Below are 14,919 nucleotides of genomic sequence, written 5' to 3'. Positions count from 1 at the left end.
GTGTTGCTCCCGTATTACAGGTAACCGTAACCGATCTGGCTATCGGACTGTTTTTTCGCGATCATGGCGTTAACAATGCCATCAAAAAGATTCAGGGCGCCCTTGTAACCCAGATGCAGCATCCGTTGGCCACCGAAGCGGTCATGGATGGGGAAGCCCACGCGAATCAGCGGAATCTTCCACGCGTTGGCATACTGGTAGCCCTTGGAATGACCGATGAGCAGGTCGGGGTTGAGGGTGGCGCCTTCTTCCGCGATGTCGTGAAAGTCCACGGCTTCACGGACAATGGGCATTTCCTTGGTCAGTCCGGACGATACTTCGCTGATGGCCTTTGCCAGCCCCTTGTTCCGGGAGCCGGTGCCAGCCAGCACGACATTGACGCCTATCTCAGCCAGAAACGCGCAGATGCCCGCGACCAGATCTTCTTCGCCATAGACGATGGCCCGTTTGCCGAACACGTATTTGTGGCCGTCCACATAGGCGTCCACAAGGCGTCCGCGTTCCAGCCCGTAGCGCAGGGGCATGGTCTTTCCTGAGATTTCTTCAAGCATGCCGAAGAACCGGTCGGATTCGCGCAGTCCTATGGGCAGGCCTATGCGTTTGGCAGGTACGCCGAACTGTTTTTCCAGCACGGTGGCTCCGGTTTCCTGCGGCAGGCAGCGACCGAACTCGATGGTCGCGCTGGCCCCGGACATGCTGCGAATGGCCGAGAGGGTGGTGCCGCCGGTAGGAATGCGCACATAGTCTTCAAGCGTGGGCGCATCCAGCGTTTCAGAGATGTCCGGCAGGATGGTGGCGGCCACCCCGAAGTCTTCGCAGATGTCTTTCAGGTGCCGTATATCTTCGCAGGAGACCATATTCGGCAGGATGTTGATGCTGTCATTTTTCGGCCTCTCCTGCGTGCAGAGCTGCCCGACCAGAGAGCGCACGGCCCCGTGCCAGCCGTCTGTATGGGTTCCATTGTAGCTGGGGGTGGAAACCTCCACGATTTCCGGCAACGGCAGATCGCCGAACTCGTCATGGAATTCCTTGATAATTCTGGGTACGTCATCGCCTATGGTTTCCGTAAGGCAGGTGGTGGCCACGCCTATGAGCTTTGGCTCATACTTCTTCATGACGTTGAGCATGCCCTTCTTCAGGTTGGGGCCGCCGCCGTAGACGGCCTGCTTCTCGCCAAGCGAGGATGAGGCGATATCCACAGGTTCTCGGAAGTGGCTTATGACATAGCGGCGCATGTATGTTGCGCAGCCCTGCGAACCGTGCAGGAAGGGGATTGCGCCTTCCACTCCGCGAAAGGCCATGGCGGCTCCAAGCGGTGTGCAGAGTTTGCAGGCATTGGTGGTGGAAATGTAGTTGGGCTTAGTCATGGTGGTCTCCCTTGGGGGCGTCCGTTACGGCGGATGCATGGTGGGCACGACGTGGAACGAATTTCCAGACGGGACTCATGACGGAGGAATGCACCTCGCGGGCAAAGTTGAGCATGCCCACAAAGCCTTCAAGCGCCTCCTTGCGTTCGTGGTTATGGTCGCAGAATCCCACTCCCAGCTTGTAGGCAATGGGGCGTTCCTTTACACCGCCCACAAACAGGTCCACGTCCTTTTCCTTGATGAACTGCGAAAGCTCCAGCGGGGTTGCGTCGTCCACGATGATGGTTCCGGGGTCGGCAATCTGGGCCAATTCCGCATAGTCTTCCTTGGTGCCGGTTTGCGAACCGACCATCACCACCTTCATGCCGAGGTGCCGGAAGGCCTTGAGCAGGGAAAATGCCTTGAAGGAGCCGCCCACGTACATGGCGACGCGCTTGTCTTCCAGATCTTTGCGGTAGCGGGCAAGTTCGGGCATGAGGCTTTCCAGCTCGCTACGCACGAGGTCCTGTGTGCGCTCCATGATGCCGGGAGACTTGTCCTGGAAGAAGTCGGCCACCTGATACAGCGAGTCCGCCATGTCCTCGATGCCGAGGTAGGAAACCCGCAGGAAGGGAGTGCCGTATTTCTCCTGCATCATCTTGGCGAGCGCCAGAGTCGCTCCGGAGCATTGCACGAGGTTGAGGGAGGCGCCATGGCAGCGGCGGATGTCGTCAACCCGACCGTCCCCAGTGATGTTGGCCACCACTTCCACGCCCATGCGTTCAAAATATTCGCGGATGATCCAGATTTCCCCGGCGAGGTTGAAGTCGCCCAGAATGTTGATCGAAACAGGGCCGATGTCGCTTGTGTCGCCCGTGCCGATGAGCTTGAACATGGCATTGCAGGCGGCAAGGTAGCCTTCCCGCTTGTTGCCCTTGAAGCCTTCGGACATGACCGGTAGTACGGGGATGCCTTTGAATGCGGTCATCTTGCGGCACACGGCTTCAATGTCATCACCGATGAGCCCTACAATGCAGGTCGAATAGACAAACGCGGCCTTGGGCTTGTGGCGGTCGATCAGTTCATCCAGCGCGGCTTCGAGCTTGCGCTCGCCGCCGAAGATCACGTCCATCTCCTGCAGGTCGGTGGAGAAGGACAGCCTGTGCAACTCGGGGCCGCTGCTCAGCGCGCCCCTGATATCCCACGTGTACACGGCGCATCCGATCGGGCCGTGCACAAGGTGCAGTGCATCCGCTATGGGGTAGAGCACCACGCGGGAGCCACAGAATACACAGGCCCGCTGGCTGACAGCGCCGGCAAGTGATTCGCGGTTGCAGGCGATGTCTATTTCGCCTTCGCCGATTCTGTGTATCTGGCTTTTTCTTTCGTCCAGAATGGCAGTACTCATGTCTTCCCCCATGGTATCGTTACTGTTCCAGCATGGATCTCATGCAGACGAGTCTTGTCTGCTTCCAGCCCAGCCTTGCGTAGAATGCAAAGGCTGGAGTGTTGTTGCGGTCGGCGAGCAACTGCAGGCGTGTTGCGCCGTGTTCCTGTGCCCATGCGGCGATGGCCGCCATGAGCCGGGAACCGAGCCCCTTGTTGCGCCAACCGCGCCGGACAACCACATCTTCCACCATCACCGCAGGTCCGCCTTCTGCCGTGGAGATCAGCAACTGGCCTGTGCACATGCCGACGACAGTCCCGTCGGCTACGGCCACCAGAACGCGCCCTTGCGTGTTGTGCAGCATCAGGTTCAGCCCTGTTAGCTGTCTCTCCCTGTCTATGTTGAAGTCTTCCTCGATGTAGAAGAGCTCCTCCAGCAGGGATGCAAGGGCGTGCAGATCTTCACTGCATGCGGTGCGGATGGTTATGGTGTCTGCCATGGTTGTCTCCTGTGAGCCTTGTTCGGAAGCGGGGCGCAGGTTCGTATCATTGCATGAGGTGACTTATGGGGTGCGTTTCCCCCGCGCCCCTGTTCCGGCTTTGCGCATTGCCTTTTCTGCAACTGCGTATCAGGCGGCCAGATACTCAGCGCAGGGTTCACCCTCTTCCAAAGCATCCAGAATGGCATCGATGGCGGCCTCGGAATCCACTCCTTTGAACCACCAGTTGTCGGGCTGAATCACCATGATCGGGCCGGATTCACACTGCTTCAGGCAGGTGGTGGCCACCACGAGTGCGTCCAGCCCGCGATCCAGAACCTCTTCCTCAATGTATTGCAGGAACCCTTCCGTCTGCTTGTGGCAGATGCCCTTGGGGTCTCCGGCGGCACGGAAACTCTGACAGCAGATGATCATTCTTTCGGGAGTTGCCATTGTCTCTCTCCTTGTGTTGCTTGTTTTCTGTGTTGTTTCAGGGCCGCCTTACCGGCATTGCTTGCGCTTTCTTACCCTTTTTGCCGCCGCCGTAGAGCACGTTCACGGTTCCTCCGATCTCGCCTTCCGTGAGCAGGACGGGAAGATTGTGGCGGCGTAAAATATCCTTGGGTTTCTCTCCTGCGCTTGCCGCGAGCAGTACAAAGCAGTCTTCCAGCAGCTCCGCCAGCTGTATCCAGCGGGTATCGCCGCCTCCTGTTGCAGGAGCTTTGCGGACGCAGAGCAGGCAAGGCAGGCCGTCTTCCCGCGGGCCATAGATCATGATGTTTGTTGCCTGTCCGAGGTGCATGTCCACGTCCATGCCATTGGAGCTGACCAACGCCACATTGGGTTTTCCGGCAACGGGTTTCGGCAGGGTCGGGGCAACAAATCCTGCAGCCGGAGCGGAAACGGCGCTGCCGTTGTTCGTGCCATCCTCGGTGCCGAGAAGAACCGGGAGGTGGCGCGACGCGTTCGAACGGATGATATCCATGAGCTCATTTGTGGGTGACGACATGGCCGGACTGTCCGTTTCGTCGTGAGTGTAGGGAATGAGCAGCATATCTTCGGCACCAAGAGCTGCCATGGTGGCGGCGATGCCGTTCACGTGGCTGTCGTTGGTTTCCGGAAAAATGGTGGTACGGATGCTGACCCTGATGCCTGCGGCGGTGAGGGCGGTAACGGCGGCAGCCTGTTCTTTCACCAGCATGCGTGCGGCTTCAGGCAGGGGCAGGGTTCTGGTTCCCGGGCGGATCCATGCGTAGATGTGCTCCGCGATTTCGGGATCAACCGCGTTCACGAGCAGGCAGGCCTGCTTCAGTCCGGCTTCGGACAGGGGGCCTGCCAGTGCGGCTGCGCCCATGCCGTTGGTCGTCAGTGAGAGAGGGGTGTCGGGGAAGGCGCTACGGATCAGACCCAGTGCGTGCAGGGTGATCTCGGGAGTGGCGAGCGGGTCTCCGGGGCCGGTGATTTCGACGCCGGATAGCGGTGCGCCTTCTGCGAGCATCCGGCCAAGGGCTTCTACGGCCTGTTCAGGGGCAATGGCCGTTTCCTTGCGGGTGGGGCCTGCGAAACGGATGCAGGTGTTGGCGCGTGGCGAGACGGGCAGCAGGGCTATGCGAGATGTGGTATTTGCGGAGTCGGCGCATGCGGTCATGTCTGTATCCTCTTGAGCCGGTATGCTGTGGCGCGGCTGCCCTTGCCCGGGAATGTGGTCTGGCGGAGCGGAGCTCCGAGTCCGGTAATTATTGCTGCTGCGGAGGGAGAAGCCTCCGCATCCGGTGATTCTTGCTGCGGCGGAGGGGGAAGCCTCCGCGCCTGGTGACTCATTCTGCGGCGGAGGGGGAAGCCTCCGCCGCAGGGTATAGAGTGCTACAGGACGAGCTCGAAGCTCTGTTCGGGAGAATCGCGGTCCTTGCGGTCCAGAATGAGGTTGAGCATCTTCTCCAGAAGCCTGAGTCCGCCCTTGTAACCGACTGTCGGGAAGTACTGGTGGCCCTGACGGTCAAGAATGGGGAAACCCCAGCGCATGAACGGAATGTCTTCGTCACGGGCAATGTACTTGCCGTAAGTGTTGCCGATGAGCAGATCCACGGGTTCGTTCTTGATCCACTGGTGCATCTCGAACATGTCGCCGCGGGCCTTCACTTTCACTTCATACGGCTGGCCGGCGCAGATTTCCTTGATGCGGGTCTCGAAACGGGAACCGGGGGTGCCGGTCACCACGTATGCGGGCTGCATGTCGAGGGAGACGAGGAACTCGCACATGGAAATGAGCTGGTCCGGATCACCCCAGATGGCTACGCGTTTGCCGTAGAAGTACTGGTGCATGTCGGAAATCATGTCCACGAGCTGGCCGCGTTCGTGCATGATGGATTCCGGTACGGTGGTGCCACCCACCGTGCGCAGCACGTTGATGAAGCGGTCGGTGGAGGCAAGGCCGAAGGGCATGTCAAGCACCGTGCAGGGTACCTTGCACTTAGCGTCCAGCCAGCGGGCAGCATCTGCGGAACACCATTCACCAAGAGCCAGGGTGCCCGCGGCATCGCCTGCAGCCTTGAGTTCGGGAATGGTCACGCCGCCTTCGGGGAACATGGTGTATTCACCGGTGAGGGGCGCATCCAGAATGCCGGAAGTGTCGGGGAACATGGTGATGTCCACGCCGATCATGGCTGCGAGGCGCTTGATTTCCACCATGTCGGCGGGTTCCACCCAGCCGGGAATGATGTTGACCTTGCCGTTCTTCTTGCCGGAGGGCACTGCCAGCTCCGCCATGGCCTTGACCATGTTGGAGAAACCGGTGACGTGGGAGCCCACGTAGCTCGGCGTGGGGGCCCCGATGACGGTCTTGCCTTCGGGGATCTTGCCTTCCTTCATGGCCTTGTCGGCGATCTGCTTCAGGTCGTCGCCGATGGTCTCGGAAAGGCAGGTGGTGTGCACGGCAATCACGTCCGGCTCATACACCGTGAAGATGTTGTCTATGGCCTGCAGCAGGTTGGCCTGCCCGCCGAAAACGGAGGCACCTTCGGTAAAGGAGCTGGTGGCGGCGGGAACGGGTTCCTTGTAGTGCCTGGTCAGAGTGGAACGGTGGTATGAGCAGCACCCCTGCGAGCCGTGGCTGTGCGGGAGGCATCCGTGTACGCCGAGCGCGGCGTACATCGCGCCGATGGGCTGGCAGGTCTTGGCCGGGTTGATCGTCAGGGCGCTGCGTTTAACGACGTCTTTGGGGGTATGTCTGAGTAGCATGTTCTCTTCCTTATCGCTTGCAATCAGTTGAAGCCGGTCGGGGGAGCGGGGCAGGTGCCGGGCTTTTCCCGCGCTCCTTTATTCCCAGACGAAGGTCGCTGCGAGTTCCGGATTCGTCTGCCACGGGGCCTTCATGTAGCCCCACACCTTGCTGTTCACGAGGCGGTCAATTTCCTTGTAGAAGTTGATCGCACCCTTGAACCCTGCATAGGGGCCGCCGGAATCGTAGCTGTGCAGCTGCTTCATGGGGATGCCGAGTTTCTGGATGGAGAATTTCTCCTTGATGCCGGCGCAGAAGAGATCCGGCTTCATGATTTCCACCAGCTTTTCGGCTTCGTACTGGTTGAGGTCGTCGATGACGATGGTGCCCTTGTCCATGTCGGCATTCATGCCGTCGTAATGCTTGAATTTGTATCCTGCCGCTTCCAGCGCGGCGAGTTCATCGGAGCTCTTGCGCGGGCGGTAGAGATGTTCATCCGGCGTTACTTCCAGCTCCTCGATGTTACGGGAGTCGGCATCCACCTTGATGTCCGGAATGACCTGACGGCCTTCGTAGTCGTCGCGGTGACCGAACTCGTAGCCTGCGGAAATGGTTTTCATGCCCATTTCCATGAACAGCTCGTTGTAGTGGTGCGCACGGGAGCCGCCCACGAAGAGCATGGCCGTTTTGCCTGTGGTACGGGTGCGTACATCTGCGGCAACCGCTTTCACCTTGGGCATTTCCTCAGCGATCACTTCTTCCACGCGGTCAATAAGCGCCTTGTCGCCGAAGTACTGGGCGATCTTGCGCAGGGACTTTGCCGTGGCTTCCGTACCGATGAAGTTCACCTTGATCCACGGGATGCCGTACTTGGCCTCCAGCATGTCTGCCACGTAGTTGATGGACCGGTGACACATGACCGTGTTCAGGTCGGCATGCTGGGCCGAGGCGAACTGGTCGTAGGTGGAGTTGCCGGAGAAGGTGGCAATGTTCGTGATGCCGCACAGGTTCAGCAGTCGGTCGATTTCGAATCCGTCGCCGCCGATGTTGTATTCACCCAGCAGGTTGATTTTGTACTTGCCTTCCTTGGGCGTTTCATTCTCGCCCACAAGGTGGGTGAACACCTGGTTGTTGGCGATGTGGTGACCGGCGGACTGGGAAACGCCCTTGTAGCCTTCACAGGAGAAAGCGAAGACGTTGCAGTCGCCGAACTTGGCCTTCATCTTGCGGGCCACGGCGTGAATGTCATCGCCGATGAGGCCCACGGGACAGGTGGCGAACACCGCGATGCCCTTGGGATGAAAAAGGTCGTATGCCTCCTGAATGGCTGCTTCCAGCTTCTTTTCACCACCGAAGATGATGTCCTGATCCTGCATGTCGGTGGAGAAGCAGTAGGGCATGTAGTTTTCGCCGTCAGAACCGGCATCGGTCTGGTTGCGGCGGGTAAGCCAGGAATAGAAGCCGCAGCCGATGGGGCCGTGGGTAATGTTCACGATGTCACGGGTGGGGCCCAGAATAACGCCTTTGCAGCCTGCGTAGGTACAACCGCGCATGGTAATGATGCCGGGTATGGTGCGTACGTTGGCCACGATTTCCGGCGGCGTTTCATTCCCAAGGGCTTCATTGATCATTATCTGCTTGGCGCGCTTGCGGGCCACCTTGGGAGGATACTTCTTCAGAAGCTCTTCCTTGATGTCTGCGGGGTCCAGCTGCACCAGCTTCTTCGTCTTTGCCATCTCTATTCTCCTTGCGTAGACCGCTCACTCAGTGCGGTGTGGCGTCATGCAGCTACAGGCCCCAGAGGCTTCAGAGGCCCCATAGTCCCTCGGTCATCAGGCATCCGCATGAGCCCGTGTGTCCGATGCAGCCGTCAGTGCTCTTTCTCGGTCGTTAGGATATGGATTTCTTGCCCTTTTCCCCGGTTCGGACGCGAACCGCATCGCCAAGGGGCAGAACGAAGATCTTGCCGTCGCCGGGCTTGCCGGTCTTGTTGGCCGTGGTGATCACTTCCACCACTTCGTCCACCTGTTCGTCGGGAACCACGATGGTCAGCATGCGCTTGGGATAAAGCTTGCCCTTTTCACCGAGCACGGCGGCGGCTTCCTCATAGCCGCTCTCCGCACCTTCAAGAACGTTCGCGCTGACAAACCCCTTGCCGCGGCCCTGTGCCTCGTGAGCGAAGAAGGCATCTATGCCTGCTTCATTGAGGGCAGCCTTGGTACGGTTCATCATGTTCATGCGAACGACTGCGATAACTTCCTTCATTATGCAGCCTCCTCCTTGGCCGTGTCGCACACGCCGGAGCTGATGGTGTACACATCGCTCACCTCATTCACGAAGATCTTGCCATCGCCGAAGGCACCCTTGGAGCCGGATCGGGCGGCTTCCATAATGGTCTTGATGACAAAGTCCTTGTCTTCGGCCTTGATGACGCACATGAGCATGGTCTTGGGAATCTCGTCATAGGTCACTTCGCCGATCTTGATGCCGCGCTGCTTGCCGCGGCCTGCGACGGAGTACTTGGTGACGGCGGGGAAGCCGTTGTCCATGAGGGCTGCCAGAACATCATCAGCTTTTTCGGGTCGTACGATTGCTCTCACCATGATCATCATTGTCTGTTCTCCTGTGCTGTGGCTGAGTTGTTGTCCGGCTGTTACGCGGCTTCCAGAAGGCCGTATTCGAGCAGAAGCGCTTCAAGCTCGTCGATTTCCAGCGGGGTGGGGATGACGAACATCTCGTTTTCGTCAATGGCCTTGGCGAGGTTGCGGTACACGTCGGCCTGAGGGGCTTCGGGGTTCCACTCGATGACGGTCTTGCGGTTGATTTCCGCGCGCTGCACATCGTTGTCGCGGGGGACGAAGTAGATCATCTGGGTGCCGAGCCTGCGGGCCAGCTCTGCGATCATTTCCTTCTCGTTATCCACGTTACGGGAGTTGCAGATCAGGCCGCCGAGGCGCACGTTGCCTGACTGCGCATACTTCATGATGCCCTTGCAGATGTTGTTGGCTGCATACATGGCCATCATTTCGCCGGAGCAGACGATGTAGATTTCTTCTGCCTTGCCGTCGCGGATGGGCATGGCGAAACCACCGCACACAACGTCGCCGAGAACGTCATAGAAGGCGTAGTCCAATCCTTCGGATTCTTCATACGCGCCAAGGTTTTCCAGCATGTTGATGGAGGTGATGATGCCGCGGCCTGCACAGCCTACGCCCGGCTCAGGGCCACCGGATTCCACGCACCACGTGTCGCCGAAACCGGGCTTGCGGATATCTTCCAGTTCCACGTCTTCCCCTTCTTCACGCAGAGTATCGAGCACGGACTTCTGGGCGAGGCCGCCGAGCAGCAGACGGGTGGAGTCTGCCTTGGGGTCACAGCCTACAACCATGACCTTGCGGCCCATCATGGCCAGACCGGCTACAGTATTCTGTGTGGTGGTGGACTTGCCGATGCCGCCTTTTCCGTAAATGGCTACCTTTCTCATGATTTCCTCCTGGAGGTGTTGGTATTGCTGGCATCTCTAGGGCAAGCGTCGTGCCAAATATCATTCGAATGCGTAGTTGGCTGATTTGTAATGATAAATTATCATTTGCGGGTGGGGTGAACTGTGGGAGGGCAGTGTAGGAAGCTACACAGCCACCAACCGTAATTGTAGGAAGCTACAAAAGTGCAGCTTTCTACCTTTTGGGAGCCCTGTGTGTATTCTCATTACATTACATGAGGATACAGGCAGGGATGTTCTTGGCATCGTTCGTGCTCTCTATAAAATGTCCACAAGGGACTTTCATGTGACGTCTACCAAGGAGCATGACCATGCTGATCGATACGACACTCAGGGAAGGGGCACAGTTGTTCGGTGCCTATTTCAGAATGGAGACACGGGAAGACATTCTTTCAGGACTGCTGCGTCTTGGCGTGGATGAGGTCGAAGTCGGCTGGGTCGGGCAGGAAGGATTGGAAGAGCTGGTTCGACGCATCCGCCATGGAGCCGGGGAGACGAAACTGAGCGTGTGGAGTCCTTGCCGTTCCGCGGATATTCGCACAGCCGCAACGCTTGGGGTGGACCGGGTCAACATCGGCATTCCTGTCTCTGACGCCCATATGGGCAAGCGGTTGGGACTGAACCGCAAAGGACTTCTGGAAAAGCTGGGGCGCATGGTGCTTTCCGCCGGGTTGGCGGGAATCAATTATGTTTCAGTAGGGCTTGAAGATGTTTCGCGGGCTGATCGCAGTTTTGCGCTGGATGCAGCCCTGCTTGCCCAGACCATGGGAGCTTCCCGCATACGGCTGGCGGATTCGCTCGGCGTTCTCTCGCCCCGCGATATGTGCGAGCTCGTGGCGGCTTTTCGCATGCATCTGGATATTCCTGTGGCCGTGCATTGCCATAATGATTTTGGTATGGCCACGGCCAACGCCGTAAGCGCGTTGCAGAGCGGTGCGACCTTTGCGGATGTCAGTGTTCTCGGCATCGGAGAGCGTTCCGGCATTGCTGCCACGGAAGAGCTGGCCGCTTACATGGCCGTGCGTGGCGGCGATGTGAAATACCGTGTTGAGTACCTGCGTGATCTTTGCGCACTGGTGGCCGGTGCGGCCGGTGTGGATATCCCGCGGAACAAGGCTGTGGCCGGAGCGGATATTTTCGCCTGCGAATCCGGTCTGCATGCACATGCTCTGAGTAAGTCTCCCGAGCTTTTCGAGCCCTACGACCCCGCGCTCATCGGTGCGGACCGCAAGACGGCCGTTGGCGGCAAGAGCGGCAGGGCGGCTGTATCCTCGGCGTTGGGCAAGGGGAAAACCGCGTATCCTGCAGAACAGCTTGACAATCTGGTGGCTTCAGTCCGACGAATGTCGTGGGAGCTTGGCAGGCCGCTTACTCCCAATGAGTTTACTGATCTGGCCGACTCCATTCACAAGCATTAGGAGGCCGTCATGTATTTTGCTAAAAGTTGTTTCCTTGCAATTCTGATGAGTTTCGTATTGTGCAGCGCGAGCGCGGCGGCGGAGTTATCCGTGGCCTGCGCCGCCAACTTCACGGCTCCCATGAAAGAGCTTGCCGCCATGTACGAAAAGGAAACGGGTACGCGTGTTCTGTGTACGTTCGGCAGCACCAGCATGCTGTATGGTCAGATCACCAACGGAGCTCCATATGACCTCTTCTTCGCAGCGGATGAGGCAACCCCGGAGTTGCTGCATGAAACAGGCATTGCTCAGCCCTGTGAGCTTTACGCAAAGGGCAGGGTGATTCTCTGGTCGGCCCGTGCCGAACTGGCCTCGCTTTCCGACTGGCGGGATGTGGTGCTCTCTGAAAACGTGCGCAAGATCGGTTTGGCGAACCCCAAGGCTGCTCCATACGGGCGACTGGCTGAAGAGGCGTTGCGTCGCCAGGGTTTGCTTGAGCGGGTGGCGGAGAAACTGGTCTTCGGCAAGAACGTGAGTGCAGCCTTTCAGTATGCCTATTCGCAGGGAACGGACGTGTCGTTCGGGGCACTCTCGCAGGCACTTTCAGGTTCCGGAGCGGAGGGCGTGTACTGGCCCGTGCCGGAGGCTGAACCTGTGCGACAGGGAGCCTGTGTGCTGAGCAGCGGTCATGCGGATGAGGCAAGGTCTTTTCTTGCATGGTTCGCAACGCCTTCCGCAAGAGCTGTAATCGGCAGGTACGGCTATGAATAGTATTGATGTCACAGCGCTACTGGTTACCGGCAAGCTGGCTTTGGCCGTAACTCCCGTGCTGCTTGTTCTGTGCATGCCACTTGCGTGGTGGCTGGCTTCCAGCCGGATGCGGGGCAAGGTCTTTATCGAGGCCGCCTGCAACCTGCCCATGGTTCTGCCGCCTACGGTACTCGGGTTCGGGTTGCTCATGATCATGAGTCCGGTTTCGCCTCTGGGCAGGGCTTGGGAGGAGATAACCGGTTCCGCCCTGACCTTTTCCTTCTCCGGTCTCGTTCTCGGTTCCCTGGTTTACAGCCTGCCATTCGGCGTTCTGCCCATGCGGGCGGCCTTTGAGAAAGTGGACCACGGAATAATCGAAGCGTCCAGAAGCCTTGGCATGACGCAGGCTCAGACGTTTTTTCATGTCATTCTGCCCAATTCCATCGGTGGCATCACTGCTTCGGCAGCGCTCATCTTTGCGCACACCGTGGGTGAGTTTGGCGTGGCGCTCATGATCGGCGGTTCCATTCCGGGCGAAACCCGCGTGGCGTCCATTGCCATCTTTGAACATACGGAGACACTGGATTACGGCGCAGCGGCCCTGCTGTCGCTGGTGCTCATGCTTGTCAGCTACGTTGCGTTGCTCATCATCGGCAGGCAGGGATTATCGGGACCGGTTGTTTCCCGCCGCCGCCATGTTCCTGTTTGCACGGCAGTAACCGCTCATGAGGGCGCGATTCAGAATCATTCTTGTACAAAGGAGGTTCCCCATGCAGGTCTTCACCACCCCTTACGGCGAGCTGGTTCCTCAGTACAGCACGGATGATCTTCGCAGAAAGGAACTGCAGCCGGTGCAGCTTTACGCAGACGGTAACCCGCGCTTGCTGCCTCTGGAGAGCCAAACCGTCATAAAAACTCCGGCAGGCCCTGTTCCGGCGGAATGCGTGTCCTTTCATCCTAACGGTACGATCAAGCGTGTTTTTCCGCTTAACGGGAAGCTGTCCGGCTACTGGACGGAAGCCGATGAAGCGGGGCTGGCAAAGCCTGTCGCGCTTCGGACGCCTGCGGGTACCATGACGGCACGTGTCATCAGCATTTGTTTTTATGAGTCGCAGGCTCTACGCAGCATCACCCTGTGGCCTGACGAGGTTGTATCCGTACAGACTCCCGTGGGTGTGATTCGTGCCCGTATCGGTGTGAGTTTTTATCCGGATGGTTCAATTCGTTCGCTGGAACCGGCACAACCAACAGCTGTCATGACGGATATTGGTGAGGTGATTGCCTATGATTCCGATGCCGTGGGCATAAATGGCGATACCAATTCTCTGACCTTCTCGCGGGATGGCAGCGTTGTCGCTGCGACCACGGTCTCGTCGCGTATCACGGTCGTATGTCCGGACGGTTCCCGTGCCAGCCATGTTCCCAGCTACCGCGAAAGCCTGTGCGGCGATTCTGAACGTGAAGTGGTGCCCATGCAGTTGACCTTCAGTGACCATACCCTTGATATCCACTTTACCCCCAAGGAAGACCCTCTGCAGCTGGACAGGGATCGTTATGTGTTTTTCACCACCAAGTTCATGCCCTCCCTGCCCTGTGGTTTGGGGCGCATGGCCTGTGCAGGGTAGGGGAAAGGGCTTTGCACCGGGAAGCATCCCTGTAGACCAATCCGTACTTCAGACCACGAAAAAGCGCTCAGGACAATGTCCTGAGCGCTTTTCTTTTCTCTGGAGCCAGTAGTCAGAATCGAACTGACGACCTGCTGATTACGAATCAGTTGGGAAGTGGCGGTATTGCTTGGTTCGTGGGCTCACTTTACGCAAACTTTACGCATCACTTGAGTTGAACGGGGGGCAGGTTCACTCGCCGGATCTCTTCCTGCAGGTGGTTGTCGGAGACGTGGGCGTAGATTTCTGTGGTCTGGTAGCGGGAGTGGCCAAGCAGTTCCTGCAGGGTGCGCAGCTCTCCGCCGCCCTAGATGAACAGGCAGGCGAAGGAGTGCCGCAGGTCATGCAGGCGCATGGAAGAAAAGCCTGCCTGCACCAGTGCCTTTTTCACGTTGTGGGTGATGGTGTCCGGATGCTGCCAGCGTGAGAAGATCTTGCCATTGCCGCGTGGCATGCTTTGCAGAATGGTCTTGAATGCGGGCGCCATGGGATACCACTTGCAGAGATGTGATTTGCTTTTGCGGATGAAGTACCGGTTGCCCTGCCAGTCTATGTCTTCCCAGATCAGGCTCAGCAGTTCAACCCGCCGCCGGCCGGTTGCAAGGTAGGCCATGATGAGGCGGCGCAGGTCTTCATCCTTCACTGCCAGAAACACGCGTGAGATGTCGGCTCTGCTCAGAAATGACGGGGGCTTCTTCTCTGTGCGCAATTCCTTCACGCCCTGGAAGGGATTCTCCTTCAGGTAGTTCCACTCCACGCTTTTGTTGAACACGCTGCGCAGGTGCCGGATGTAGTTGTTGATGGAGTTCGGCTTGAGTCCGCGCTTGCGGCAGGCCGTAATGATCTTGTCGGCATCCTTCTTTCCCAGCCGGTCCAGCCGGATTGTCTTGCCGCAGATGTCTAACAGCTGCTTCAGGGCAAGCATGTCTGCGTTGTAGGTATGCCGCGGGCGGTTTACAGACGCCCATTCCTCGTATTCATCCCAGAAATCGCCCAGCGTGACAGGGCACTCTCCGGAGAGCACAAGCAGTTTGCCCGCAAGGTACTGACGCTTGATCTCGTTGAAAAGGCGCAGCGCTGCCGCCTTGTGGGCGGTTTTCAGCGAGCGTCGCTTACGGTTGATCTCGTAGTACCAGTTGGGTGAACCGGGAATCTGGAACGGTGGTCGTAGGCTCATG

General features: G+C 58.5%; 15 protein-coding genes. 4 read left to right on the top strand and 11 right to left on the bottom strand.

Going from position 1 to position 14,919, the window contains the following annotated elements; all coding sequences use genetic code 11:
* Positions 1-14: 14 nt before the first annotated feature.
* The 10 genes from N1030_RS07265 to nifH all read right to left on the bottom strand — a co-directional run bounded on the left by N1030_RS07265 (position 15) and on the right by nifH (position 9,912).
* On the bottom strand, positions 15-1,367 hold the full coding sequence (locus tag N1030_RS07265) for a nitrogenase component 1 (RefSeq protein WP_265828582.1): 1,353 nt from the start codon (positions 1,365-1,367) through the stop codon (positions 15-17).
* Positions 1,360-2,754 carry a nitrogenase iron-molybdenum cofactor biosynthesis protein NifE gene (gene nifE, locus N1030_RS07260; RefSeq protein ID WP_265828581.1) on the bottom strand — a complete coding sequence of 465 codons (1,395 nt, stop codon included), beginning with the start codon at positions 2,752-2,754 and terminating at the stop codon, positions 1,360-1,362. The genes N1030_RS07265 and nifE overlap by 8 nt, the downstream gene beginning before the upstream one ends.
* A gap of 19 nt (positions 2,755-2,773) precedes the next feature.
* The gene (locus N1030_RS07255; protein ID WP_265828580.1) at positions 2,774-3,232 is read right to left on the bottom strand and encodes a GNAT family N-acetyltransferase; all 459 of its coding nucleotides are present in this window, start codon (positions 3,230-3,232) and stop codon (positions 2,774-2,776) included.
* A gap of 129 nt (positions 3,233-3,361) precedes the next feature.
* Positions 3,362-3,664, bottom strand: a complete 303-nt coding sequence (locus tag N1030_RS07250) for a (2Fe-2S) ferredoxin domain-containing protein (protein WP_265828579.1) — start codon at positions 3,662-3,664, stop codon at positions 3,362-3,364.
* A 37-nt stretch (positions 3,665-3,701) separates the two neighbouring features.
* A complete protein-coding gene (locus tag N1030_RS07245) occupies positions 3,702-4,859 on the bottom strand; it encodes a NifB/NifX family molybdenum-iron cluster-binding protein (protein ID WP_265828578.1) in 1,158 nt (385 codons plus the stop codon).
* Between the two features lie 215 nt (positions 4,860-5,074).
* A complete protein-coding gene (gene nifK / locus N1030_RS07240) occupies positions 5,075-6,448 on the bottom strand; it encodes a nitrogenase molybdenum-iron protein subunit beta (RefSeq protein WP_265828577.1) in 1,374 nt (457 codons plus the stop codon).
* 78 nt (positions 6,449-6,526) lie between these two features.
* On the bottom strand, positions 6,527-8,164 hold the full coding sequence (gene nifD / locus N1030_RS07235; protein ID WP_265828575.1) for a nitrogenase molybdenum-iron protein alpha chain: 1,638 nt from the start codon (positions 8,162-8,164) through the stop codon (positions 6,527-6,529).
* Positions 8,165-8,318: 154 nt separating this feature from the next.
* On the bottom strand, positions 8,319-8,693 hold the full coding sequence (locus N1030_RS07230; protein ID WP_265828574.1) for a P-II family nitrogen regulator: 375 nt from the start codon (positions 8,691-8,693) through the stop codon (positions 8,319-8,321).
* Positions 8,693-9,040 (bottom strand): P-II family nitrogen regulator, encoded by a 348-nt coding sequence (locus tag N1030_RS07225; RefSeq protein ID WP_265828573.1) that lies wholly within the window; start codon positions 9,038-9,040, stop codon positions 8,693-8,695. The genes N1030_RS07230 and N1030_RS07225 overlap by 1 nt, the downstream gene beginning before the upstream one ends.
* A 41-nt stretch (positions 9,041-9,081) precedes the next feature.
* Positions 9,082-9,912 (bottom strand): nitrogenase iron protein, encoded by an 831-nt coding sequence (nifH, locus tag N1030_RS07220; RefSeq protein ID WP_265828572.1) that lies wholly within the window; start codon positions 9,910-9,912, stop codon positions 9,082-9,084.
* A gap of 329 nt (positions 9,913-10,241) precedes the next feature.
* Here nifH and N1030_RS07215 point away from each other — a divergent pair, with 329 nt between their 5' ends.
* From N1030_RS07215 to N1030_RS07200, 4 genes are read left to right on the top strand one after another with little or no spacing between them, the layout of a single operon-like run.
* Positions 10,242-11,348 carry a LeuA family protein gene (locus N1030_RS07215; RefSeq protein ID WP_265828571.1) on the top strand — a complete coding sequence of 369 codons (1,107 nt, stop codon included), beginning with the start codon at positions 10,242-10,244 and terminating at the stop codon, positions 11,346-11,348.
* Between the two features lie 9 nt (positions 11,349-11,357).
* The gene (gene modA / locus N1030_RS07210) at positions 11,358-12,098 is read left to right on the top strand and encodes a molybdate ABC transporter substrate-binding protein (protein WP_265828570.1); all 741 of its coding nucleotides are present in this window, start codon (positions 11,358-11,360) and stop codon (positions 12,096-12,098) included.
* A complete protein-coding gene (gene modB, locus N1030_RS07205) occupies positions 12,091-12,903 on the top strand; it encodes a molybdate ABC transporter permease subunit (RefSeq protein WP_265828569.1) in 813 nt (270 codons plus the stop codon). The genes modA and modB overlap by 8 nt, the downstream gene beginning before the upstream one ends.
* Entirely contained in the window at positions 12,848-13,702 is an 855-nt protein-coding gene (locus N1030_RS07200; RefSeq protein ID WP_265828568.1) for a hypothetical protein, read from the top strand. Before modB ends, N1030_RS07200 begins: the two co-directional genes overlap by 56 nt.
* A gap of 346 nt (positions 13,703-14,048) precedes the next feature.
* On the opposite strand, the gene N1030_RS07195 is transcribed toward N1030_RS07200, so the two are convergent.
* A complete protein-coding gene (locus N1030_RS07195) occupies positions 14,049-14,918 on the bottom strand; it encodes a tyrosine-type recombinase/integrase (protein WP_265828567.1) in 870 nt (289 codons plus the stop codon).
* Position 14,919: the final 1 nt, after the last annotated feature.

The organism is Desulfovibrio mangrovi (assembly GCF_026230175.1).
Classification (GTDB): domain Bacteria; phylum Desulfobacterota; class Desulfovibrionia; order Desulfovibrionales; family Desulfovibrionaceae; genus Halodesulfovibrio; species Halodesulfovibrio mangrovi.
The sequence above is the reverse complement of the archived record's forward strand: the minus strand, read 5'-3'. Positions and strand labels throughout refer to the sequence as shown.

Bases quoted from the DNA above. Each gene is read 5' to 3' on its own strand.
- N1030_RS07265 (WP_265828582.1), bottom strand. From the start codon at position 1,367: ATGACTAAGCCCAACTACATTTCCACCACCAATGCCTGCAAACTCTGC.
- nifE (WP_265828581.1), bottom strand. From the start codon at position 2,754: ATGAGTACTGCCATTCTGGACGAAAGAAAAAGCCAGATACACAGAATC.
- N1030_RS07255 (WP_265828580.1), bottom strand. From the start codon at position 3,232: ATGGCAGACACCATAACCATCCGCACCGCATGCAGTGAAGATCTGCAC.
- N1030_RS07250 (WP_265828579.1), bottom strand. From the start codon at position 3,664: ATGGCAACTCCCGAAAGAATGATCATCTGCTGTCAGAGTTTCCGTGCC.
- N1030_RS07245 (WP_265828578.1), bottom strand. From the start codon at position 4,859: ATGACCGCATGCGCCGACTCCGCAAATACCACATCTCGCATAGCCCTG.
- nifK (WP_265828577.1), bottom strand. From the start codon at position 6,448: ATGCTACTCAGACATACCCCCAAAGACGTCGTTAAACGCAGCGCCCTG.
- nifD (WP_265828575.1), bottom strand. From the start codon at position 8,164: ATGGCAAAGACGAAGAAGCTGGTGCAGCTGGACCCCGCAGACATCAAG.
- N1030_RS07230 (WP_265828574.1), bottom strand. From the start codon at position 8,693: ATGAAGGAAGTTATCGCAGTCGTTCGCATGAACATGATGAACCGTACC.
- N1030_RS07225 (WP_265828573.1), bottom strand. From the start codon at position 9,040: ATGATGATCATGGTGAGAGCAATCGTACGACCCGAAAAAGCTGATGAT.
- nifH (WP_265828572.1), bottom strand. From the start codon at position 9,912: ATGAGAAAGGTAGCCATTTACGGAAAAGGCGGCATCGGCAAGTCCACC.
- N1030_RS07215 (WP_265828571.1), top strand. From the start codon at position 10,242: ATGCTGATCGATACGACACTCAGGGAAGGGGCACAGTTGTTCGGTGCC.
- modA (WP_265828570.1), top strand. From the start codon at position 11,358: ATGTATTTTGCTAAAAGTTGTTTCCTTGCAATTCTGATGAGTTTCGTA.
- modB (WP_265828569.1), top strand. From the start codon at position 12,091: ATGAATAGTATTGATGTCACAGCGCTACTGGTTACCGGCAAGCTGGCT.
- N1030_RS07200 (WP_265828568.1), top strand. From the start codon at position 12,848: ATGCAGGTCTTCACCACCCCTTACGGCGAGCTGGTTCCTCAGTACAGC.
- N1030_RS07195 (WP_265828567.1), bottom strand. From the start codon at position 14,918: ATGAGCCTACGACCACCGTTCCAGATTCCCGGTTCACCCAACTGGTAC.